General features: G+C 50.8%; 25 protein-coding genes and 1 pseudogene. 6 read left to right on the plus strand and 20 right to left on the minus strand.

Annotated features, from left to right (window positions below; all coding sequences use genetic code 11):
- The coding region (locus QZF50_RS15325; protein ID WP_290388906.1) for a YeeE/YedE family protein at positions 1 to 461 on the plus strand (461 nt) is incomplete at its 5' end.
- A gap of 13 nt (positions 462 to 474) precedes the next feature.
- Positions 475 to 689 (plus strand): annotated as a pseudogene (locus QZF50_RS15330) (sulfurtransferase TusA family protein).
- A 42-nt stretch (positions 690 to 731) separates the two neighbouring features.
- Here the strand turns inward: QZF50_RS15330 and sbcB are convergent.
- Entirely contained in the window at positions 732 to 2,159 is a 1,428-nt protein-coding gene (sbcB, locus tag QZF50_RS15335; protein WP_000980629.1) for an exodeoxyribonuclease I, read from the minus strand.
- Positions 2,160 to 2,367: 208 nt separating this feature from the next.
- On the opposite strand from sbcB, the gene dacD reads away from it, so the two are divergent.
- The 4 genes from dacD (at position 2,368) to QZF50_RS15355 (ending at position 5,883) form a co-directional block, all read left to right on the plus strand.
- Positions 2,368 to 3,534: a serine-type D-Ala-D-Ala carboxypeptidase DacD gene (dacD, locus tag QZF50_RS15340; protein ID WP_001296209.1), complete on the plus strand. Its 1,167-nt coding sequence runs from the start codon at positions 2,368 to 2,370 to the stop codon at positions 3,532 to 3,534.
- 118 nt (positions 3,535 to 3,652) lie between these two features.
- Positions 3,653 to 4,126 carry a DNA gyrase inhibitor SbmC gene (gene sbmC, locus QZF50_RS15345; RefSeq protein WP_001105415.1) on the plus strand — a complete coding sequence of 158 codons (474 nt, stop codon included), beginning with the start codon at positions 3,653 to 3,655 and terminating at the stop codon, positions 4,124 to 4,126.
- 197 nt (positions 4,127 to 4,323) lie between these two features.
- Positions 4,324 to 5,382, plus strand: a complete 1,059-nt coding sequence (locus QZF50_RS15350) for an FUSC family protein (protein ID WP_001200891.1) — start codon at positions 4,324 to 4,326, stop codon at positions 5,380 to 5,382.
- A 171-nt stretch (positions 5,383 to 5,553) separates the two neighbouring features.
- On the plus strand, positions 5,554 to 5,883 hold the full coding sequence (locus QZF50_RS15355) for a DUF496 family protein (protein WP_000450409.1): 330 nt from the start codon (positions 5,554 to 5,556) through the stop codon (positions 5,881 to 5,883).
- Positions 5,884 to 5,983: 100 nt separating this feature from the next.
- On the opposite strand, the gene QZF50_RS15360 is transcribed toward QZF50_RS15355, so the two are convergent.
- From QZF50_RS15360 to pduA, 19 genes are read right to left on the minus strand one after another with little or no spacing between them, the layout of a single operon-like run.
- Positions 5,984 to 6,427, minus strand: a complete 444-nt coding sequence (locus tag QZF50_RS15360) for a EutP/PduV family microcompartment system protein (protein WP_001369832.1) — start codon at positions 6,425 to 6,427, stop codon at positions 5,984 to 5,986.
- A gap of 4 nt (positions 6,428 to 6,431) precedes the next feature.
- Complete coding sequence (gene pduU / locus QZF50_RS15365; protein WP_000211394.1) at positions 6,432 to 6,782, minus strand: propanediol utilization microcompartment protein PduU; 351 nt, start codon at positions 6,780 to 6,782, stop codon at positions 6,432 to 6,434.
- Positions 6,782 to 7,336, minus strand: coding sequence for a propanediol utilization microcompartment protein PduT (gene pduT / locus QZF50_RS15370; protein ID WP_061892429.1), 555 nt, complete (start codon positions 7,334 to 7,336; stop codon positions 6,782 to 6,784). The genes pduU and pduT overlap by 1 nt, the downstream gene beginning before the upstream one ends.
- Before the next feature lie 2 nt (positions 7,337 to 7,338).
- Positions 7,339 to 8,682: a 4Fe-4S dicluster domain-containing protein gene (locus QZF50_RS15375; protein WP_001101302.1), complete on the minus strand. Its 1,344-nt coding sequence runs from the start codon at positions 8,680 to 8,682 to the stop codon at positions 7,339 to 7,341.
- A complete protein-coding gene (locus QZF50_RS15380; protein WP_001091439.1) occupies positions 8,679 to 9,791 on the minus strand; it encodes a 1-propanol dehydrogenase PduQ in 1,113 nt (370 codons plus the stop codon). Before QZF50_RS15380 ends, QZF50_RS15375 begins: the two co-directional genes overlap by 4 nt.
- 10 nt (positions 9,792 to 9,801) lie before the next feature.
- Positions 9,802 to 11,187 (minus strand): CoA-acylating propionaldehyde dehydrogenase PduP, encoded by a 1,386-nt coding sequence (gene pduP, locus QZF50_RS15385; RefSeq protein ID WP_023568743.1) that lies wholly within the window; start codon positions 11,185 to 11,187, stop codon positions 9,802 to 9,804.
- The gene (pduO, locus tag QZF50_RS15390; RefSeq protein WP_001029509.1) at positions 11,184 to 12,191 is read right to left on the minus strand and encodes a two-domain cob(I)yrinic acid a,c-diamide adenosyltransferase PduO; all 1,008 of its coding nucleotides are present in this window, start codon (positions 12,189 to 12,191) and stop codon (positions 11,184 to 11,186) included. Before pduO ends, pduP begins: the two co-directional genes overlap by 4 nt.
- Before the next feature lie 11 nt (positions 12,192 to 12,202).
- Positions 12,203 to 12,478 (minus strand): EutN/CcmL family microcompartment protein, encoded by a 276-nt coding sequence (locus QZF50_RS15395; RefSeq protein ID WP_000549822.1) that lies wholly within the window; start codon positions 12,476 to 12,478, stop codon positions 12,203 to 12,205.
- 3 nt (positions 12,479 to 12,481) lie between these two features.
- A complete protein-coding gene (pduM, locus tag QZF50_RS15400; protein WP_001061904.1) occupies positions 12,482 to 12,973 on the minus strand; it encodes a microcompartment protein PduM in 492 nt (163 codons plus the stop codon).
- Positions 12,970 to 13,602 (minus strand): phosphate propanoyltransferase, encoded by a 633-nt coding sequence (locus QZF50_RS15405; RefSeq protein ID WP_001542944.1) that lies wholly within the window; start codon positions 13,600 to 13,602, stop codon positions 12,970 to 12,972. The genes pduM and QZF50_RS15405 overlap by 4 nt, the downstream gene beginning before the upstream one ends.
- 2 nt (positions 13,603 to 13,604) lie before the next feature.
- Entirely contained in the window at positions 13,605 to 14,027 is a 423-nt protein-coding gene (locus QZF50_RS15410; RefSeq protein ID WP_000814166.1) for a BMC domain-containing protein, read from the minus strand.
- Between the two features lie 23 nt (positions 14,028 to 14,050).
- A complete protein-coding gene (gene pduJ, locus QZF50_RS15415) occupies positions 14,051 to 14,326 on the minus strand; it encodes a propanediol utilization microcompartment protein PduJ (protein WP_001057752.1) in 276 nt (91 codons plus the stop codon).
- A gap of 19 nt (positions 14,327 to 14,345) precedes the next feature.
- Entirely contained in the window at positions 14,346 to 14,696 is a 351-nt protein-coding gene (locus tag QZF50_RS15420) for a glycerol dehydratase reactivase beta/small subunit family protein (RefSeq protein ID WP_000444000.1), read from the minus strand.
- Entirely contained in the window at positions 14,686 to 16,518 is a 1,833-nt protein-coding gene (locus tag QZF50_RS15425) for a diol dehydratase reactivase subunit alpha (protein WP_038997902.1), read from the minus strand. Before QZF50_RS15425 ends, QZF50_RS15420 begins: the two co-directional genes overlap by 11 nt.
- A 9-nt stretch (positions 16,519 to 16,527) precedes the next feature.
- Positions 16,528 to 17,046: a propanediol dehydratase small subunit PduE gene (pduE, locus tag QZF50_RS15430; RefSeq protein WP_001090583.1), complete on the minus strand. Its 519-nt coding sequence runs from the start codon at positions 17,044 to 17,046 to the stop codon at positions 16,528 to 16,530.
- Between the two features lie 14 nt (positions 17,047 to 17,060).
- Positions 17,061 to 17,729, minus strand: coding sequence for a propanediol/glycerol family dehydratase medium subunit (locus QZF50_RS15435; RefSeq protein WP_061892428.1), 669 nt, complete (start codon positions 17,727 to 17,729; stop codon positions 17,061 to 17,063).
- A gap of 9 nt (positions 17,730 to 17,738) precedes the next feature.
- Positions 17,739 to 19,403, minus strand: coding sequence for a propanediol dehydratase large subunit PduC (pduC, locus tag QZF50_RS15440; RefSeq protein WP_001256917.1), 1,665 nt, complete (start codon positions 19,401 to 19,403; stop codon positions 17,739 to 17,741).
- 18 nt (positions 19,404 to 19,421) lie between these two features.
- Positions 19,422 to 20,234, minus strand: a complete 813-nt coding sequence (gene pduB / locus QZF50_RS15445; protein WP_000097479.1) for a propanediol utilization microcompartment protein PduB — start codon at positions 20,232 to 20,234, stop codon at positions 19,422 to 19,424.
- Positions 20,231 to 20,515 carry a propanediol utilization microcompartment protein PduA gene (pduA, locus tag QZF50_RS15450; protein ID WP_001183614.1) on the minus strand — a complete coding sequence of 95 codons (285 nt, stop codon included), beginning with the start codon at positions 20,513 to 20,515 and terminating at the stop codon, positions 20,231 to 20,233. The genes pduB and pduA overlap by 4 nt, the downstream gene beginning before the upstream one ends.
- Between the last annotated feature and the right edge of the window lie 166 nt (positions 20,516 to 20,681).

A 20,681-nucleotide genomic window follows, 5' to 3' on the forward strand; every position in this document is an offset into this window, starting at 1 on the left:
CCTTTGTCACTGCTGTACTCATCGGTTTGATTGCGCTTTTAGCCTGGCCCCTGAGTGAAGCAACCGGACGCATGTTTGGGTTAGGAATCACTTCCCCAACGGCCAATATTCTGCAATTTCTGGTCGCGGGTGACGTGAAATACATTAACTGGGGCGTTTTCCTGGTGTTAGGGATCTTCGTGGGGTCATTTATTGCAGCCAAAGCGAGCCGTGAGTTCCGCGTTCGCGCAGCTGATGCACAAACAACATTACGTAGCGGGTTAGGTGGTGTACTGATGGGCTTCGGTGCCAGTATTGCAGGTGGTTGCTCTATCGGTAATGGACTGGTTATGACTGCAATGATGACCTGGCAGGGCTGGATTGGCCTTGTATTTATGATTCTCGGAGTCTGGACTGCGTCCTGGCTTGTGTATGTTCGACCGCAGCGTAAGGCGCGACTGGCAACTGCTGCGGCAAATTAAGTAAGGTGTAAAGATGGCGATTAAAAAGCTGGATGTGGTGACGCAGGTCTCATAGAAGCAAAAGCAGCACTGGCAGAAATGGCCAGCGGCGATGAGTTGGTAATTGAGTTTGATTGCACCCAGGCAACTGAAGCAATCCCACAGTGGGCGGCAGAAGAAGGGCATGCCATCACCGATTATCAGCAGATTGGCGATGCAGCGTGGAGTATCACCGTTCAAAAAGCCTGACTCAACATTGACCTCCGCCGTACCAGCGGCGGAGGCTTCAAATTAGACGATCTCTTCCGCGTACTGCCAAAGCGCTTTTAACAGCGCCACTTTCTCTTTGTTATCGGCATATTGTTGTGCCAGCATCTGCAATTCATCTGCATAACCTTGTAAAAACTCGGGCGTGAAGACCTGGCGGCGGTGCTCCAGCCAGCGTTGCTGCTCGGCATAATCCAGCGTCCCCGGGAAGTTGCGCGCCCGATAATTGAACAACAGCTTTTCAATCCGTTTATCGACAAAAGTGATATCCAGTGCCGGTAAATTACGCGGCTCGGTTTCCAGCACAATTTTCATTGCTGCACGATCGGCGTCACTGAAAAAGCCGTTATAAAGCTGTGCATCCACGTTATCTGAAGGCGTAAACGGTTCGGCTTCCGCGAATATCGCCACCACTTTTTCGCGCACTTGCGGATTTTCACGCAGAATTTTCAGGTTATCGAGGCAATGCTGACGATTAATTCCCAGTCGGTCGGCATCTTCCGGGCGTAGCGTATTCGCCTGGGCCAGCACCGGACATTTATTGATATGCACCAGCTTAACCGGAACGGCGGCGTTATCGCCAAGATCGGTTTTTGCGGTATATAAACGCTCGCGCAATGTGTCGCTATCCAGTTCCAGTAATGGCGAAATGTCTCCTGCCAAATCCACCATAATTACGGCATTGCGATTTTCAGGATGCCACGCCAGCGGTGCCACCCAGCTGGTATTGCCGCGCCATGCTCCAAACATTCCGGAAACGTGCACCAGGGGTTTCATCTGCGGAACATCAATCAACGCCATCAGTTTGTGTTTATTACGATGGGTAAAGAGATAATCAAACAGGCGTGGCTGACGCGTTTTTACCAGCTTTGCCATCGCAATAGTGGCGTACACATCAGCCATCGCATCGTGGGCGTTGCTATGTTCAATACCATTCGCTTTGGTTAAATGCTCAAGGCGAAAGCTCGGTAGACCGTCATCATTTTCAGGCCAGTTTATTCCTTCCGGGCGCAGGGCATAACAGGCACGCATAACATCCAACAAATCCCAGCGCGAGTTATCATGCTGCCAGCTCCAGGCGTAAGGATCGTAGAAATTACGATAAAAAACGTTGCGTGTGACTTCGTCGTCGAAACGCACATTGTTGTAGCCCAGAATACAGGTCTTCGGTACGGTAAAAAGCGAGTGAATACGGGCGGCAAACGCGGCTTCGTTTTCTCCTTTCGCCCATGCTTCCTGCGGGGTAATACCGGTAATTAATACTGCTCCAGGCTGGGGTAAATAGTCATCCGCGGGCTTGCAGTAAAAGACTTCGGGTTCGCCGATGACATTGAATTCGCTATCGGTGCGAATGGCTGCGAACTGTGCAGGGCGATCTAACGCGGGGTGCGTGCCAAAGGTTTCGTAATCGTGAAACAAAAAGGTAGATTGTTGCTTACCGTCATTCATCATTAGGTTAAATCCGTTATTTCTGCTGTCTGCCAGAGTATCAAATATCACCGTGCTAATCAGCTTTAGCGCCACAATTTGGCAGCGAGTGGCAACAGATCATGTCAGATAAAAATGAGAGGGTAGTCACATTTTCTTGCACTTTATTCCAGCCAGTTCATAAGTATTTCCGTAAAAAGAACAGCTATTTGAAACTCCTGAGGGTTTGCTGTTGAAACGCCGTCTTATTATTGCTGCTTCTTTGTTCGTTTTTAACTTATCGTCTGGTTTTGCGGCGGAAAACATTCCTTTTTCACCTCAGCCTCCAGAGATTCATGCCGGGTCCTGGGTATTGATGGATTACACCACCGGTCAGATCCTCACCGCGGGTAATGAGCATCAACAGCGCAATCCCGCCAGCCTGACAAAGCTGATGACGGGTTATGTCGTGGATCGCGCTATCGATAGTCATCGCATTACGCCAGACGATATTGTCACCGTGGGGCGCGATGCGTGGGCGAAAGATAATCCGGTGTTTGTCGGTTCTTCACTGATGTTTTTGAAAGAGGGCGATCGCGTATCGGTACGTGATTTAAGCCGTGGTTTAATTGTGGATTCCGGAAATGACGCTTGTGTTGCTCTGGCTGACTATATTGCCGGTGGGCAACGGCAGTTTGTTGAAATGATGAACAACTATGCCGAGAAGCTGCATCTCAAGGATACGCATTTTGAAACAGTGCATGGTCTGGATGCACCTGGCCAGCATAGCTCGGCTTATGATTTAGCTGTGCTTTCTCGCGCTATCATCCACGGCGAGCCCGAGTTTTATCATATGTACAGTGAGAAAAGTCTCACCTGGAACGGTATCACCCAGCAAAACCGTAACGGGTTGTTGTGGGATAAAACCATGAATGTTGACGGCCTGAAAACGGGTCATACTTCTGGTGCCGGGTTTAATCTCATTGCTTCGGCTGTAGATGGGCAGCGTCGTCTCATTGCAGTGGTAATGGGGGCTGACAGTGCAAAAGGTCGTGAGGAAGAGGCAAGAAAATTACTGCGTTGGGGGCAACAAAACTTTACTACGGTGCAAATTTTGCACCGTGGGAAAAAGGTCGGTACGGAACGCATCTGGTATGGCGATAAAGAAAATATCGCCCTGGGAACAGAACAAGAGTTCTGGATGGTACTACCGAAAGCCGAAATTCCACATATCAAAGCCAAATATACCCTTGATGGTAAAGAACTCACCGCGCCAATTAGCGCCCATCAGCGGGTAGGGGAAATTGAACTTTACGACCGTGATAAACAGGTGGCGCACTGGCCGCTGGTTACCCTGGAATCTGTTGGGGAAGGCAGCATGTTTTCTCGCCTGAGTGATTATTTCCACCATAAGGCCTGACCTTTCTTTTGCAGCAGACTGGCAGGAGTGCGAGTCTGCTCGCATAATCAACACTCATTCCTTGTGGTTTTAATATTGCAACTATACTGTATATAAAAACAGTGTTAATGGAGGCGTCATGAACTACGAGATTAAGCAGGAAGAGAAACGTACCGTTGCAGGTTTCCATCTCGTTGGCCCGTGGGAACAGACGGTAAAGAAAGGCTTTGAGCAGTTGATGATGTGGGTAGATAGCAAAAATATTGTGCCGAAGGAGTGGGTTGCTGTCTATTACGACAATCCAGATGAAACACCCGCCGAAAAATTACGCTGCGACACCGTCGTGACGGTGCCGGGTTACTTTACGCTTCCCGAAAACAGTGAGGGCGTCATTCTGACAGAAATTACAGGTGGTCAGTATGCGGTGGCGGTAGCTCGTGTAGTCGGTGATGATTTTGCTAAACCCTGGTATCAGTTCTTTAATAGTCTCTTGCAGGACAGTGCTTATGAAATGTTACCCAAGCCCTGCTTCGAGGTTTATTTGAACAATGGCGCGGAAGATGGGTACTGGGATATCGAAATGTATGTTGCGGTGCAGCCAAAACATCACTAATTCATCTCAGGGCGGTGTGTTAACGCGATGACCACTCTTTTTTTTGAAAGCGAAAAGAGTAAGATGCGCCTTTCAATTTTTTCGCTCCTGCCGGGAAATTACACTGTTCCCGGTTTGTCCGTCGGATAATTCAGAGGCGCGCCTTCTGGCCGACAGATGAGTTATGAGCGCTTTTAATCTCATTACGGAGTTTCTGCGTGCGTGCCGATAAGTCATTAAGCCCGTTTGAAATCCGGGTATACCGCCATTACCGCATTGTGCATGGTACTCGGGTCGCGCTGGCATTCCTGCTCACTTTTCTCATTATCCGCCTGTTTACTATCCCGGAAAGCACCTGGCCGCTGGTCACCATGGTGGTGATTATGGGGCCAATCTCGTTCTGGGGTAACGTTGTCCCTCGAGCCTTCGAACGTATTGGCGGTACGGTGTTGGGTTCGATATTAGGTCTTATCGCTCTGCAACTGGAGTTAATTTCGTTACCGCTGATGTTAGTCTGGTGCGCGGCGGCTATGTTTCTTTGCGGTTGGCTGGCACTGGGCAAGAAACCGTATCAAGGATTATTGATTGGGGTGACGCTGGCAATTGTTGTGGGTTCCCCGACAGGTGAAATTGATACGGCGTTATGGCGAAGCGGCGATGTGATCCTCGGCTCTTTACTCGCAATGTTGTTTACCGGTATCTGGCCACAACGGGCGTTCATCCACTGGCGCATTCAACTGGCGAAAAGTCTGACCGAGTATAATCGGGTTTATCAATCTGCATTCTCACCGAACTTACTCGAACGCCCACGTCTGGAAAGCCATCTACAAAAACTCTTGACCGATGCCGTGAAAATGCGTGGGCTGATTGCGCCCGCCAGCAAAGAAACTCGTATTCCAAAATCGATATATGAAGGTATCCAGACCATTAATCGCAATCTGGTTTGTATGCTGGAGTTGCAAATCAATGCGTACTGGGCCACGCGCCCCAGCCATTTCGTGTTATTGAACGCGCAAAAACTTCGTGACACCCAGCACATGATGCAGCAAATACTGCTGAGCCTTGTTCATGCGCTGTACGAAGGTAATCCGCAGCCGGTTTTTGCCAATACGGAAAAATTGAACGATGCTGTGGAAGAGCTGCGTCAGTTGCTCAATAACCACCATGACCTGAAGGTTGTGGAAACACCAATCTATGGTTATGTGTGGCTGAACATGGAGACGGCACATCAGCTTGAGTTGCTATCGAATCTGATTTGCCGGGCCTTGCGCAAATAATTCCTGAACTTCAGAATCATCTTGCTGCTGCTTCGATTCAGCAAGGATAAAGGGTATGATAGTGAAAAGGGATAAAAGCATTGTCATCTGCGGCAGCTATGAGTAATGTTGGCCCTAACGAATAGCGGTTGCTTAAACGAATCCGACTCTCACATTATCAGGGGTATAAAAATGGAAACTACCAAGCCTTCATTCCAGGACGTACTGGAATTTGTTCGTCTGTTCCGTCGTAAGAACAAACTGCAACGTGAAATTCAGGACGTTGAGAAAAAGATCCGTGACAACCAGAAGCGCGTCCTGCTGCTGGACAACCTGAGCGATTACATCAAGCCGGGGATGAGCGTTGAAGCAATCCAGGGCATCATCGCTAGCATGAAAGGTGACTATGAAGATCGCGTTGACGATTACATCATCAAAAATGCCGAGCTCTCCAAAGAACGCCGTGATATCTCCAAAAAGCTGAAAGCTATGGGCGAAATGAAAAACGGCGAAGCGAAGTAATTCCTGTTTTATTCAATGAGGGTTGCCCGGCAACCCTCATTGCTCATTGATTCTTTTCTGTGTATCAAAGTCATCATTCCCATCTGATAACCTATCGAAATTAGCGACAGACATCTTCTGTATGCAGCAAGGCAAAAAGTTCTGTAACTCCATTGTTATTAACCGCACTGGTTACTAACACGTTGTGCGCTCCGGCTTCCCGTAACCAACATTTCACCAAAGATATTTGTTCCATGCTGGCTAAATCTGCTTTGGTTACTACTCCAATGACCGGGCGATTCATTGACGAGGTAAAGCCTGGCGAAAAAGGTGACCACGGTGCGTCCGCATTAAGCACCAGCGCGATAATGTCTGCTTCGCAGGCACTGACCAACAGTGCACTGTAGAGGCTGCGGTTTTCGAGGTATTCGCCTGGTGTATCAATGGTGGTCGGGGACCAGACGATTGCCTGCGTTTTCTGATAATGAATATTTTCGCCACGCAGACATTGCGTGAGTGACGTTTTTCCGCACTGGCTGGGGCCGATGAGCATCATACGTTGCATAACGTCAGGTTCGCGTAATGGGGCAGGCGGTAAAGCGCATCATTTCACCCAGCGTACGGGTAACCTGGCTAAGTGCATATTCGATCGCAGAAACATCACCAGTCAGCACTACGGCACCGGTAAAACGATCAAGAAAACCGATCTTTACAGCGCCTGATTTTGTGGCGATATCGCATGCGATGATAGATGCTTCGCTGGGGGTAATTGTCAGAATACCAATAGCGGAAATGGTGTCTGGTAAACCCAATTTCTTAAACAGATCCTTCCCTGGATTAGCAATGACATGTGCCAGCGTGACCTGCTTACCAGGGACATATTCCTGAATCATCCGTTCAGTTGTGTGCTGAGTTGTCATTATCCCTCCACCATCTGACGCCACATGGCTTCATGTGGACGGGCAATCACCGACCGATAGACCAACAAACCTTTTTCCCCCGCACGCTCGCTGGCGACAGAGACCGCGTTATTAACATCTGAAATATCGCCAGCAACCACCATGTAGCATTTACCGCCAATGCCAAAAGCCATATGTACGCGAACGAGAATGACATTCGCAGCTTTGACAGCACAATCGGCAGCGTCAATGCAGGCGGCGACACTCCAGGTTTCGACTACGCCGACAGCCCGGTGCTGTTCAACATGGTTAAGTCCGCTGATTGCAGAAAGGAGGCTGGGATGAATATTCGGCAGGACAAGACTGTCGACCAGTATTTCACCAGCAAGGGACGCTCCGCTGTTGATGGCCTGTTGCACCGCGCCCACATCGCCACCGAGCATCAGCAGAAATTTTCCGGGGCATAGCGTTTTGCTGACCAGTAACTCAACGTTGGCGCTTTTCAGCATGGCGTCGCCGGTTTCCATCCCTTTCGCGATACTGCTAAGTTCTAAAATACCTACCGCTTTCGACATGGTTAACCTCTCACAAGCGTAATCGCGTTTTCTGTCACATCGCTGACCATGCCATCAATACTGGCATGAATGGGGGCACCTAATGTGCCGTGTGGAATTTGACCTACACATTGCCCATGAACGACGCGATCGCCTTTTTGTACACACGCAATTGCGCTGGCACCGATGTGCTGGCGTAACAATAACGTCACTTTTTCGGGCTGAGGCACCTGTTCAGACAATGGCGCATCCTGATACCACGGGGTTAAGCCAAGTCTGGTTACCAGCCGTTTTACGGGAATCAGTCGATAATTTGCCATGGGATCTGCAGGATTTAAGGCACCTTCGTAGCGGAGATTTTGTGCGCGTAATTCCTGCTTAAGCAGGCGGTTTATGCGCATTGGTGAAATTCCTACCGGACAGGCGACACTGGCGCAGACGTTGCACTCTGAACAGGTGAGCGCTGTCAGTAACAGTTGCGGCGTGGCGAGCTGTTGGTAGTTAACCGCACGTACTAATAAATGGGGTGCCAGTTCGTGACCGATTAAATGACGTGGGCAGAGATCGGTACACAAGCGGCATTGCTCACAAACAGTTTTCGCGACGGCAAGTACGCTGCGGTCATTCTGCAATCGACGTTGGATCAGTGAATGAGAGTTGGGTAAAACCAGCAAGCCGCCAGTGGTTTTGCTGACTGGTGTGTCGAGCGATGTGATCAAACTTCCCATCATCGGCCCGCCATTGATAAAACCAGGAGCATCCACTGTTGCGCCGCCCGCCAGCGCCAGGACTTCACGTAAAGACATGCCGATGGGGACGGTTACCGTTATTGGTTTCGCCACTGCACCATTAACGGTGAGTGTGCGGCGCGTCACTGGATACTGTTGCTCGACGGCTCTGGTAATATTAAGTACGGTTTGAACATTATTGACCACCACACCGACGCTAACGGGTAATGCAGCGGGTGGAACGCGGCGACCAGTTGCCATCCAGATGGTCAGCACTTCGTCTCCTGCCGGGTAAACATCGGGCAAAATATGCAGGCGGATATCCGGTGGTAACAGTGGTGTGAGTGCGTTTATTGCCCGTTGATATTTCTCTTTCAGCGCGATGATTCCGCTGCTGGCCCCGGTGGCTTTCATCGCATAGTGAACACCGCGAAGCAGGCGGCTGGCTTGCTGCGCCATTAACTGTTGATCCACTTTCAACATGGGTTCGCATTCCGCCGCATTCACCAGGAAAGTGTCAACACGCGCTTGTAGCTTAATATGGGTTGGAAAACCTGCGCCGCCAGCACCCACGACACCTGCTGCTTGTACTCGCTCGCGGATGGTCTGGTCGTCGCAGGAGGTTAACTTGACGTTCATAACAACTCCTCGAGCAGTTCTGCAATTGCGGAGGCATCAGCCGCACGCGGGTTGGTACGCAACGTTGCATCCGCCAGTGCCGCCTGAACCATATCTGGTATGCGTATTGACCATTCTGCTTTTTTTTCTTTCAGCGCATTAGCAAGAGTCGGCAGCGTACAGGTTGTTTTAAGCTGCTCAATATGTTGAATAAGTGCATTCAGGCTGGCGGTGTCATTGGCGTTGTCCGGGCATAAATGGCACGTTTTCGCCAGCCGGGCATAGCGTTTGGCTGTGCGCGGATCGCCAGCATTAAAGCGGATAACTGCCGTGAGCAGGAGCGCATTCGCCAGTCCATGCTGCAGATGAAACTGTCCGCCGAGTTGATGAGCAATTGCATGGTTTAAACCGAGTCCGGCCTGGCTAAAGGCCATTCCTGCAAGCGTCGATGCATTATGCATTTTGCCACGGGTGGCAAGACAATCGCCTTTTTTCACTGCAGTGGGCAGGTATTGAAAAACAATTTGCACGGCTTTTTCGACCAGTGCATCCGTGAAGTCGCTGGCGCGAGGAGAAACATAAGCTTCAAGCGCATGGGTTAAAACATCCATCCCGGTATTGGCCGTTATCGCCGGTGGCACGCTGACGATCAGAGATGGATCAAGGATCGCGATATCCGGATAAAGTGCATTATCGAAAAGGGGATATTTAATCCCTTTCTCAGGATCGCTGATGACACAAGCACTGGTCACTTCGGAACCGGTACCGCTGGTGGTAGGAATGGCTACGCAGGTTTCAATTTCAATGCCACACTGGCGACCGAACCAGACAATCGCTTTTGCGGCGTCCAGGGCAGAACCGCCGCCAAAACCGATAACCACATCCGGGCGTAAAGTCTGCATTTGCGCAATGCCTTTCACCACGGTCTGGATAGTTGGGTCGGGCGTTATTTCGCTAAAAATACTAAGACGATTACTGTCGGGCAGCGCCTGATGCAACGTGTTAATGAGTGGTGAGCGTGCCAGAAAGACGTCGCAAATAATCCAGATGTGTTTATGAGAGAAACGGCTAATTACCTTGAGACTTCCCGGTCCGCTGTATAAACGCGTCTGCAGTGAAAAAGTATTCATTTCCGTTTCTCTAGCGAATTGAAAAGCCGCTGGTTAACACGCAGCGTCGTGAGCGGGCAAAAGTCCGTGCTGACGTTGTCCCTTCTCCGGTCGGTGTTGCAATGGTAAAGGTCGTAAAGCCTTCGCCGCCGACGCCAATACCCGCCCAGGAGGGGCCGTTTTTGACAAAGATTGAGGTTTGCATAACGCGTGCGGCAAGGTTGAGCCGTGAGACGTTCTGCGAGTGCATAATTGCCGTGTGGTGCAAGCCGTCTTCCACTTTCAGTGCCAGGGTGAGAGCGCTATCAAAATCGTTGACCTTCACAATGGGCAGCATTGGCATCAGTTGTTCACAAGTAACCCAACTATCATTGGCGTCGACAACAGCAATCAGTAGGCGCGGCGCTTTTGCGGGCAAAGGGAGGCCTGCCGCTTCCAGCAAGGCTGATGGGCTTTTCCCAACCAGTTTTTTGTTGGCGCTACCGTCTGGCAGGCAAATTGCACGCAATTTCTCAGTTTGCTCATAGTTAAGAAGAAGTGCGCCAAAACTTTGCATCTGCTGAATTAAATAATCTGCCACTGATGCCACGACAATCAGGCTTTTTTCAGCAATACACGGCAGGTTGTAATCAAATGAAGCGCCGTTGATGATGTCCTCGGCGGCTTTCACAATATCCGCCGTTTCATCGACGATGCACGGAGGGTTACCCGCTCCGGCACCAATCACTTTCTTGCCACTTTTCATTCCCATGGCGACGATCCCCGGACCGCCGGTAATCGCCAGAACGCTGATTTTAGGGTGCGCCATCATCTGTTCGGTGGCAGCAAAGGTCGGTTCAGATACGGTAACGATCAGGTTATGAATGCCACTACAGCGAAACGCGATGTCTTCGATTGTGGTAATCAGTTTTAACAAAACGTTTTTGGCACCCGGGTGTGGACTGAAGTAGACGCTATTACCTGCTGCCAGCATGCTGATGCTGTTGTTAATGATGGTTTCCGTGGGGTTGGTGCTTGGCGTGACCGAGCCAATCACCCCAAACGGAGAGTACTCAAACAAAACCATGCCACCATCACCGGTTAGTGCTGTGGTGGTTAAATCTTCAATTCCTGGCGTGTTATCAAGTGCCGCTTTGTTTTTTAGGTACTTATCTTCTTTATTTCCCATCCCCGTTTCTTTGGCGCTTTCTTCTGCCAGTTCGGTAAGGCGGGGCATTAATTCTTCGCGAATGGCGCTGATAATGGCGCTACGGGTTTTAAGCGGACACTGTTGAAAGCGTAAAAAGGCCTGGTGTGCTGCGCAGACCGCTTCATCAACAGTCTGGAAAATAGCGTTTCTTTGCGTTCGTGGTGTAGCGGGGACAAGTTGCTCGCGCAGAATATTGCGGATCAGTGTTTCTAATTCAGAGTTATTCATTGGTTTACTCCCACGTTAATTGCCGCCATTGCGCTTTGAGCAATATCCATGTCTTGTTCAACGCTACCGCCGCTGATGCCAAGCCCGCCAAGCAATTTTCCGTCACGCCAGAGGGGGAAGCCGCCACCAAAAGTGACGACTTTGCCTTGCATATGGCTTTCGAGCCCGTAAAGCGGCGCGCCGGGTTGCACGGTATCAGCAAGTTTGTGGGTTGCCGTTTTCATCGCCACGGCGGTCCAGGCTTTTTTCGGTGCCAGTTCACTGCTGACCAACAGGGCATCAGGCATCCGCCAGGTAACACTTTCTGTTCCGTTGGCATCAACAATGCTGATGACAACGGGAATATGCAGTTCATCCGCGCGCATTGCCGCACTACGAATGAGCTGGTGAAGATCCTGAAAAGTGAGCGGCATTGTGCGTTCCTTCAATGCTGGTATGTGGTTGGCTTCGTGATAACGTTTTGTGATTTCCTGAATCATCAGGTTTTGATGAGCAACGTTGTCTTCCACGCGGGCGAGGGCATACAGACAATCGGAAAGTCGGTTGATATAGTGCAGCAAAACATTCCGGACGGTGGTTTCCGTTGTCAGTTCAACCAGACGTCTTTCAGCCCGTCGAGCCACTGTGCGGGCGAAATGCATGCGGCTCGCGGCTTCACATCGACCAGGCAGAATGAAGCTGTGAACTGGGGGGACGGCGTTCATTGCGCTATCGATCGCGTTTTCCAGCGCAGCAATTTCTTCCGTACCGATGTAACGCTGTTGCGCTGACGGCTGTTCACTTTCACTGGCGAGTTCGGCGCTAAACCAAAATATCTGTTGTTGAATGGCTTCCAGTAAGATGCGATGGCTTTCGATGGCGGTGGCGCAATAACACAGACTGAGTGTCGCGTTCAGTTCATCCAGCGTGCCATAGGTTTCGACACGTAGATGAGTTTTGCTGACGCGCTGTCCGGTAAATAAAGACGTACTTCCTGAATCACCTGTTCGGGTATAAATTGCCATCTTTTAGCTCCTTAGCGCGAAAGCGTATCGACAATGCCGACCACTGCCAGGTCGATGGCCTCGTTAGGGCCTGAAAACACATGTCTGGCGCTGGAACCACTGCTGAGGAGTACCAACTCACCAACGCCTGCGCCGACTGAATCAACGGCAACTTCGTCGCCGGTTAATGGCGTGAGAGGCAGTTCGCCGTCAGCACTGATCCGGCGAACCAGCAGCAGTTTTTTCCCGATCAGAGAAGGTGATTTTTGCGTGGATACTACCGCGCCAGTGACTCGAGCCAGATGCATAAGTTACTCCTGCCTGATTAACTGAATATTTCGGGTAATTGCCGCTTCACGAGCCAGTGCGGTCACACAACATTTCCGCTGTAAAACCAGTATTCCCGAGCTTAACTGTGCGATATCGGCATAACTTAAAAGTCGATCACGATGAAGGTAGATCGGTTGCCCTTGTTCGTCGCACCAGCTTAGCGGTAGACGGGCGAGAGTCTTCAATTCAATGGCGTTCAGGAAATGACGCTGCAACGACAATTGAATGTGCAATCCCCAGGCTAACGCTTCGTGTATCTGAATTGCTGCTCGATCTGACGTTTCGTTCTCCGCAAGTTGTCGCAGCAGCGGCAGATCGACATATCGGATTTGTAATGACGCATACTGATGAACGCTCTCTTGAACGCTGGCGTCTCGCAGTTGAAAAACAGTCAGCACGAGTGTTTTTCCCGCACGTTGTTTAAGGCGAAAAACCACTTCGTCAACAATACGTTGCATCAGCATGTTATTCATGGCACTGACACCAGTGTGGCAAAAACGTCAGGGCTATCAGCGCCTGCGGCGTTGGCCTCATCGGTATCAATATGCATTTCAAGACGCATATCCGGAGAGACGCGAACAGTGACGTTTTCGAATATCAGTCGTCGCTCATCACCTTCAATGGCGACCGCCACTTTATCGCCATGCGTAACGCCATAAATCAGGGCATCCAGCGGAGACATATGAATATGCCGTTGCGCGACAATGACGCCAGATGTGATCTCCAGTTCCGCAAATGGGCTTATCAAACGAATCCCCGGAGTGCCGCTGAGATCGCCTGACATGCGTAGCGGGGCGGTGATCCCTAACGTTCTGGCGTCCGTCCGGGAAATTTCCACCTGGCTTGCATTGCGTAACGGCCCCAACAAGCGAACGTTGTGCAATTTGCCTTTTGGTCCCTCCAGCGTAACAACCTGTTCAGCAGCGTATTGGCCAGGTTGCATTAACGGCTTTTTCTCGCTAATCGGTTGTTCAGGAAAAAGACGCAAATAATCCGCTGATGAAAGATGTATATGGCGACTGGAAACGCCCAGTGGGATAGGGCGCTCGCGCATCTCATCCAGAATCTGGCTCACTGTTTCCTGCAAGGTTTGTTTATCCACTGCTACTCCCCTCGCTTGTTGGCGTACAGGCAAAGTGAGCGGGGCTCACCTTTTTGCCGCTGACATGCCGGGTCAAGACACAAATTACAACTGATAATCTCTGAGGTGACGGTTGTTGCTGGTGTTTTGCTTGTTTCAACCGTCACGGTCAATGCTTCAGTTGTGTGGGGCAGAATGCCGTCTCCCGGGCGGGCAATCACTTTGTGTGCGACAAGGCCATTTCGCTGTCCGGCGAAACTGGCTCCCGTCGCGATCGCCGCATTAACCGAGGCGACGTCACCGGTGATTTTGATGAGCGTCCAGCCTGAGCCATTGGTCTTCTCAAGGCCAACCAGCGTGATGGACGCGGCTTTTGCCATAGCGTCTGCGCAACTGATGGCGAGAGCCAGACCACTGACTTCAAGTAATCCCAGTGATTGCTTCACGCTGTGCTCCTTAGCAAATGGGGTTATGCCGATTTAGGTAAAATAGCCTCAACATCACTGTGTGGGCGCGGGATGACATGGCAGGATTTCACTTCGCCAACGGCGCTTGCCGCAGCGCTCCCCGCATCAACGGCGGCCTTTACTGCGCCAACATCACCGCGGACCATCACCGTAATCAGACCCGAACCAATCTTTTCATAGCCAACCAGTTGCACGTTGGCGGATTTAACCATGGCATCTGCGGCTTCAATTGCGCCAACTAACCCTTTTGTTTCAACCAGTCCTAGTGCGTTGTTCATACAGCGTTTCTCCTGTGGATTATGAGTGGCATTCCCTGAAGGGAATGCCTTTTACCAGGCGGGCAGCGTTATTGCCGATGCTGCGCCGGGCATGGTTATCTTGTTGATACATCAGCGTAAACAGTGGCGCTGATGCCGGTAAGTTTTTGTAATGCACAATCAGCTTTTCCCGGTCGCAGGCTATGCCAACCAACAGGGGGGACTGACGAGCAGCCTGCCAGGCGCTATCGATGACTTCACCTGACGGGATATGTTGAATGCGAAAGGGGATACCTTCCTCTTCAATGCCAAGAAGCACCTCATTCCATGTACTGATACAGTCACCTATTTCCGTAACGACAATAGCGGGCGTATGTTCTTTACTTTCCATGAGCCAACTCCCTGTGCCAGGAAATCAGTAGCCCGGTAGCTACCGCATTGCGCGGGCCTTCACTACCACGGATATTCCCCCGTCCGGCGACCAATCGATAATGCGCCAATGCATCGGTGACTAACTGCGGTACTTCGAAATCCAGGGAAGAACCGCCCACCAGAACGACGAACGGAATATCGCGAATATTTCCGCCTGGACTTACCTGACGTAGCGCGCGCAGGGCATTGGTTACGAAGACGCGCTCTTTCGCACTGCGGCGAACAGCACGTACTTTTTCCAGTGTTAAATCGCCGGGAATAGGCACCAGTTCGTCAGGTTTCACCACACAAACGCGGGCAAATACATGAGGGGACAGCGGAGTAGGGAAGAACTGAACGCTGCCGTCTTCATGGCGTAAATGGAACAGGCTTTCTACTTTTGCCAACGGGTATTTTTTGATTTCTTCTGCCAGATAACGATCATTTAAGCCCAGTTCCCTGGCAATAATCATCGTCACCATGTCGCCCGCTCCCGCAAGGTGAGTAGCTATCATTTCCCCTTTCTGATTGATGATGGAGGCATCGGTAGAGCCTGCACCTAAGTCCAGAATTGCCAGTGGACGTGTGGTTCCAGGGGTAGTCAAGGCCCCCTGAATGGCGGCTTCTGCTTCTGCGCCTCCGACCTGAACATCAACATGCAGTTTTTGCTTAATTTCACTGGCGATCATCGCCATTTGCAGACGGTCGGATTTCACCATAGAGGCAATACCCACAGCCTGTTCCAGTGAAAATTCACCTGCCAGACCACCGGTTACGCTGACGGGGACAGAGGTATCTATCGCCAGCAAATCCTGAATAAAAATTTCGTTGCTGGGTTTGTTGGTCAGTTCCGCCATGGTCTGGCGAACATGTTCCAGCATTCCGCCGATGTTGGTGCCTGGTTCTCCCGTCACGTTTTCCAGTTTTGGGCACTCACCGACCGCTTTCATAATGGCATCGGCACCAGCAGCTACATCAACGCGCGTTGTGCGCCCGGCAGAAAGCAGTTCGATATTTCCGGCGGGTATCGAACGGGCTTTAACGTCGCCAGAGGGCGTTTTCACTACCACTGCTGAACGGTTGCCGATTAGCGCCCGCGCGACAGGAACAATATTTTTAGTCTCTTCAGCATTGAGGGCGAATACGGTGGCAATCCCATACGGGTTAGACAGGGTTTCGATAACTTTCCCGGGAACGGCAACTTCAATTGCTGCCAGCATGCCGAGCGGAATACGATCGATGTAGAGGACTTCATCCACAATAGGTAAAGGAATTTCCAGGCGGTTATTGACCAGTACGCCATCGTCGCGTTGCAGAATAACGCCAGTCAGCTGATATCCGGCGCGTACGGAGGCGTTTATCATCGTCGCGATATCGGCAAAATCAAATGCCGATGACACCACCAGGATGTAAGGTGTGTCCGCCGGGCGTGTTAATAACTCTTGCGGAGTGATGGTGAGCCCTACGCCCAGCCCCACTCCGCCCGGAGTTTTCGGGTTGTGACCGATCATGGTTGATTCGGTGATGATAGTTTCAGTGATGGTTTCCATCGCCACATCACCAATGACCGGAGTTGCTTCGTTGATACGAATAAGCGAAATATCGCTAACATTGATGCCGACTTTTTTCGTTGCCTGTGCGAGCGCCTCCTGAATACCATGGACGTTACGCAACGTACCTTTAATTCCGGTGGTTTCCGCCAGGGCGCTACTCACGAACGACAACTCTCCAGTTGCACTGAGCGTTGCCAGCGCAACCTCTGTTGATGAGTTGCCGATATCAATGCCTGCTATATATCGCATAGTTCGTCCTTAATCGTCGCCTTTCAGTTTTTTGCGCTCGACATAAAGTTCCGCAGCTTCACGGACAAATGCAGCACAAATTTTGGCCTGATAACGCTGTTCAAGATCGTCAGCAATGGCAATAAGTTCTTGCTTAGTTGAACGATAAGGGCGTAACGCATTGTAGATTTCGAGGATGCGATCATCTGGTACTGAGGTAAGCTCAGCGGCGCGTTCAAAATTCATCGCCAGACGATCGCGACCAGCATCTCTGGCAATCGCAGCCTGAATACGCAATGTTTCAGGGGTAATGCGCATATCCAGGGCGGTGACGTTATCGCTTAGCACATTTTCCAGAGTGAAATCGTCGAGCGTTTTATTGGTCGCTGTTTTAACCCATTCCGGATGTTTATTTGCCAGCGGGTAATCCGTCACTTTGGCGCTCAGTATTGATGCGTTGGGGACCGCAGAAACAGGAGCTGCATCCTGTAAACTGTTCATGCGGTTCAACACGTCCCTGACCATCGACTCAATTGCATCGGTATTCATGAAGGTTTCCTTTGTTAAAACGTCACGCGCAGTTCTTGCGGTTTTTTGCCAGTGACCACGTACTTCGTCTCTTTAATATGCAAAATGGCAGATTTGGCCTGGTATTTCGGCCGCGCCATTTGATCGTTGAGGGTCGGCACCGGTTGTGGAGACTCGCGCTTCGCATAACGCGCGGCGTTTTTGCCAATCTGACGATAAGTATCCAGCGTCAACAAAGGCGCTTGTGGGAAAAGTTCCAGGTTAGACAAGGGAGGAAGTCCCTGCTGGTGGATAACCGTTGTGCCTTTCGACTGAATACCGATAGCAATACCTGAACCACTAAGACGATCGCCTTCGACTGCTACGAATGCGACATCGGACGATTTAAAGCAGCGAATCACACGGGCTTTAATGCCTTCTTCTTCGATACCGGCAATCACTTCGCGCAAGATGTTTTTATGCGGAATACCGATGATATTGACGGTTTGCGCCAGGCCGAACGCCGGGCCTACAGCAATAATGACTTCATCTTGCTGAGTGCCTTGTTGGGCTTCGCCAATTTCGGTCAGAAATTTTCCGGTATCTGGCGCGGAAGAGACAGTTGCAGAGACAGGTGCGCGAAATGAAACGGACTTGTCGCTGGGTTGCATTTCTGCCAGCACGTCTTCGATAATCTGACGCAGTAATTTTTCGTTAATTTCCATTTCTCACCCTTAGTCAATTTCGTTGGGATCAAGTGCACCGGGAATATTTTTGATCTCTTCCCAGCGTTCCCCTTGCAGGCGGTAACCTGTAGCCGGTCCGGCGTAATCATTGACGTCATTGACCGCAGAGAGCACTTGTCCGTCATCGACGATGATGGCTGAGGTATGGAGATAATCGCCGGTCAGTTTTGCTTTTTGCATGTTGAGCATGTCCTGGGCGACATCGGTAAAACCGCCTTGCGCCAGGGCTTTCACCACTTCCAGGCTGTTCCGGTTTTTATTGATAATCTCCTGGGCGAACTTGATGTCTTCCACAATATTGCGCTCAGGCATATCTTTTGAACCGTGGGCATAGGTTGCCGCTTCGACTTCTTCATCGGTAATAGGCGGTAGTCCCATACCGGCAAAGACAGCCTGTAAAGCGCGAGCGGCTTTATTGCGGATAGCGATAACATCTTCTTCGCGTACTGGTCGCAGCCCACCATCAACCTTCAGGTCACGCTGAATGACGTTGTAATCATCGAAGTCTTCAGCATCTTCGTTTGAACCAGCAAACATGTTGTCGTAGTTCGGCACAGCGGAAAAACCGGAAGAGATAAAGTCGGTGCCTGGCAGAAATTGCATCAGGAAACGTGCGGTACGGCGCATATCCGAGTGGGTAAAGGTCTGGTCATTACTGGAGGCGCATTCCAGATCCAGCGATGAGCAAATTAAGTTTTCCGCTAATACTGCGCGGATGCCTGATGGCACAGCTGATGGAACACCGATGCAGCTTACCGAACCATTCTGCAGACCCTGAACGCCTGCGGCTTTGGTGATGTAAATGCAACGAGCCTCGAGGTAAAGCATTGATTTGCCTTCCGCGTAACCCATCTGTACTTCAGAGCCGGAGCCGGAAGTAAAGCGCATTTTTAAGCCACGAGAAGCATAGGATGACGCGAGAAACCCTTTTGACCACGGGGTATCATCACCATCGGTGAAAACAGGTTCTGTACCATAGACAGAAATTGTTTCGGCGTAACAGGTGTGGCCTAACATACCGAGTTTCAGTTCGGTGGCTTCTTCCAGTGAACACTGGGTCAAGACGCCCGGACGTCCCACCTGTGAGCCGACCAGCAGGGCGATGGCGTTGAACGGTGCATAGCGAGCAACGGCAACGGTGGTTTCCTGTTCATCAAACCCGCGCCATGCGCCTTCAGCTGCGTCGGCGGCAATTTGTACTGGGTTATCTTTGACGTTGGTGACATGAGCCTGTTGTGATGGTGTTCGACGGGCGCGCATTTTCTGCATCGCCATCATCATCTCTACCACGTTCATCTGCGAAACCACTTCGACGATTTTTGCAGGCGTCATTGCTGTGGTAAGGGGAACGATATCGCTACGTTTGACATTTGGATCGCACAACATATTGGCAAGTTTTACCGAATCCATCGCGATGACTTCTTCGGCGCGCGCGAGATTGATGCCGTAGCGGGCGATAAAGTGGTCGATCAGGTCAAACTGGCTGGCGGGTTTTCCATCCAGTTCGGTAACGACGCCGTTAACAATTTTGATTGACGGTTTAGGATCGTTCGGGCTTTCCATCGCAATAAAGCCTTCTTCAATCCACTCTTTAACGAAACCGTCCTGGTTGACCGGGCGTTTTGCCAGTGCTTCAAATCTTTTCGATCTCATAAATCTGCCTCAGAGAATTCAGATGTAGGAAGGGCGATCGTTTTTCGGTGTATCGCCGAGAGTCGAAAGCACGGTTTTACCGATTTCGCGTGCGGAGATGACCGCCTGGCGGACTGCGCCGGAGTCACCCGAGATAATCAGAATGACTTCATTGCTGTAGCTGGTGCCTTGAGCGGGGGAGCTGTATGCCACAACATCCACATTGGCGGACTTCAGCGCGGTGTCGGCCATCAGAACACCCACAGCGGCTGGAGCGCCGACAATAACGCCGCAAGCCCGTCCCAATGGTGCACCAAACGCTTTTTCCAGTGCATAGCTGGCGCGGGCGGTATATTGCAGCTCAAGATGTCCGGCTTCGTTGGCATAGACATCGCCAAAGGTCCGATCGAGTTCTTTCAGGGCGACTTCAATACCGCGTTTCACGTCAGAAACATCGTTGCCACCTAAGAGGATCAATGAGCCATGTCCGGCACCGCCTTTAGTATCCCGAGGAAGTTCAATGCTAATAACTTCAGTGTTGGTGGCTTTTACCGCTTCATCAGCGGCCATAATGTGTGGCCCTGCGCCAATACGCGCACCCAGAATGCCAATGGAACGATAGCGTTTTTCAAGTTTCATCGCGTCCAACAGGGCGCTATCAACGTTCGCAATGACCAGACCTACAGTGTCGCCAATAGCGGTGCCAACAAATTCCGTTAACGTGCAGCTTTTTTCTGCCATAGCCGTCTCTCGTGTTTGATGAGTGGTTTCCGGGAGAACCTCATGCTCTGGCGTCGCTACGCGAGCGATGACCTGCGCCATGATCTGTTCGACCAGTTCATTGCTGCTCATGGGTTAATTCCCTTTGGTAAGATTTTTTCGACATCGGTATGTGGGCGGGGAATAACGTGTACGGCTTTTACTTCACCGACGTTACGCGCAGCTGCGGCACCTGCGTCTGTTGCCGCTTTTACCGCCCCGACATCACCACGAACGATGACGGTCACCAGCCCGGAACCTATTTTTTCGTAGCCGACCAGCAAAACATTTGCCGACTTCACCATGGCGTCTGCGGCCTCTATGGCGGCAGTTAAGCCTTTGGTTTCTACCATTCCTAACGCTTCTTGTTGCATAAAGACCTCGCCTGGATTTTTTTGACGATATGACTATAAAAAAAAGCGAGGAAAAAGAATGGCTGACTTAATCGGCTAATGAGAAAAATTAATAGAGAACAAATATTATAAAATTGCTTTTATGAACTATATGTTGTTAATTTATTAGTTGTTTTGTGGATATTTC

The organism is uncultured Escherichia sp., assembly GCF_948475835.1.
In the GTDB taxonomy this organism is placed as follows: Bacteria; Pseudomonadota; Gammaproteobacteria; order Enterobacterales; family Enterobacteriaceae; genus ECMA0423.

Bases quoted from the DNA above. Each gene is read 5' to 3' on its own strand.
- sbcB (WP_000980629.1), bottom strand. From the start codon at position 2,159: ATGATGAATGACGGTAAGCAACAATCTACCTTTTTGTTTCACGATTAC.
- sbmC (WP_001105415.1), top strand. From the start codon at position 3,653: ATGAACTACGAGATTAAGCAGGAAGAGAAACGTACCGTTGCAGGTTTC.
- QZF50_RS15355 (WP_000450409.1), top strand. From the start codon at position 5,554: ATGGAAACTACCAAGCCTTCATTCCAGGACGTACTGGAATTTGTTCGT.
- QZF50_RS15360 (WP_001369832.1), bottom strand. From the start codon at position 6,427: ATGCAACGTATGATGCTCATCGGCCCCAGCCAGTGCGGAAAAACGTCA.
- pduU (WP_000211394.1), bottom strand. From the start codon at position 6,782: ATGACAACTCAGCACACAACTGAACGGATGATTCAGGAATATGTCCCT.
- pduT (WP_061892429.1), bottom strand. From the start codon at position 7,336: ATGTCGAAAGCGGTAGGTATTTTAGAACTTAGCAGTATCGCGAAAGGG.
- QZF50_RS15375 (WP_001101302.1), bottom strand. From the start codon at position 8,682: ATGAACGTCAAGTTAACCTCCTGCGACGACCAGACCATCCGCGAGCGA.
- QZF50_RS15380 (WP_001091439.1), bottom strand. From the start codon at position 9,791: ATGAATACTTTTTCACTGCAGACGCGTTTATACAGCGGACCGGGAAGT.
- pduP (WP_023568743.1), bottom strand. From the start codon at position 11,187: ATGAATAACTCTGAATTAGAAACACTGATCCGCAATATTCTGCGCGAG.
- pduO (WP_001029509.1), bottom strand. From the start codon at position 12,191: ATGGCAATTTATACCCGAACAGGTGATTCAGGAAGTACGTCTTTATTT.
- QZF50_RS15395 (WP_000549822.1), bottom strand. From the start codon at position 12,478: ATGCATCTGGCTCGAGTCACTGGCGCGGTAGTATCCACGCAAAAATCA.
- pduM (WP_001061904.1), bottom strand. From the start codon at position 12,973: ATGAATAACATGCTGATGCAACGTATTGTTGACGAAGTGGTTTTTCGC.
- pduJ (WP_001057752.1), bottom strand. From the start codon at position 14,326: ATGAACAACGCACTAGGACTGGTTGAAACAAAAGGGTTAGTTGGCGCA.
- QZF50_RS15420 (WP_000444000.1), bottom strand. From the start codon at position 14,696: ATGGAAAGTAAAGAACATACGCCCGCTATTGTCGTTACGGAAATAGGT.
- QZF50_RS15425 (WP_038997902.1), bottom strand. From the start codon at position 16,518: ATGCGATATATAGCAGGCATTGATATCGGCAACTCATCAACAGAGGTT.
- pduE (WP_001090583.1), bottom strand. From the start codon at position 17,046: ATGAATACCGATGCAATTGAGTCGATGGTCAGGGACGTGTTGAACCGC.
- QZF50_RS15435 (WP_061892428.1), bottom strand. From the start codon at position 17,729: ATGGAAATTAACGAAAAATTACTGCGTCAGATTATCGAAGACGTGCTG.
- pduC (WP_001256917.1), bottom strand. From the start codon at position 19,403: ATGAGATCGAAAAGATTTGAAGCACTGGCAAAACGCCCGGTCAACCAG.
- pduB (WP_000097479.1), bottom strand. From the start codon at position 20,234: ATGAGCAGCAATGAACTGGTCGAACAGATCATGGCGCAGGTCATCGCT.
- pduA (WP_001183614.1), bottom strand. From the start codon at position 20,515: ATGCAACAAGAAGCGTTAGGAATGGTAGAAACCAAAGGCTTAACTGCC.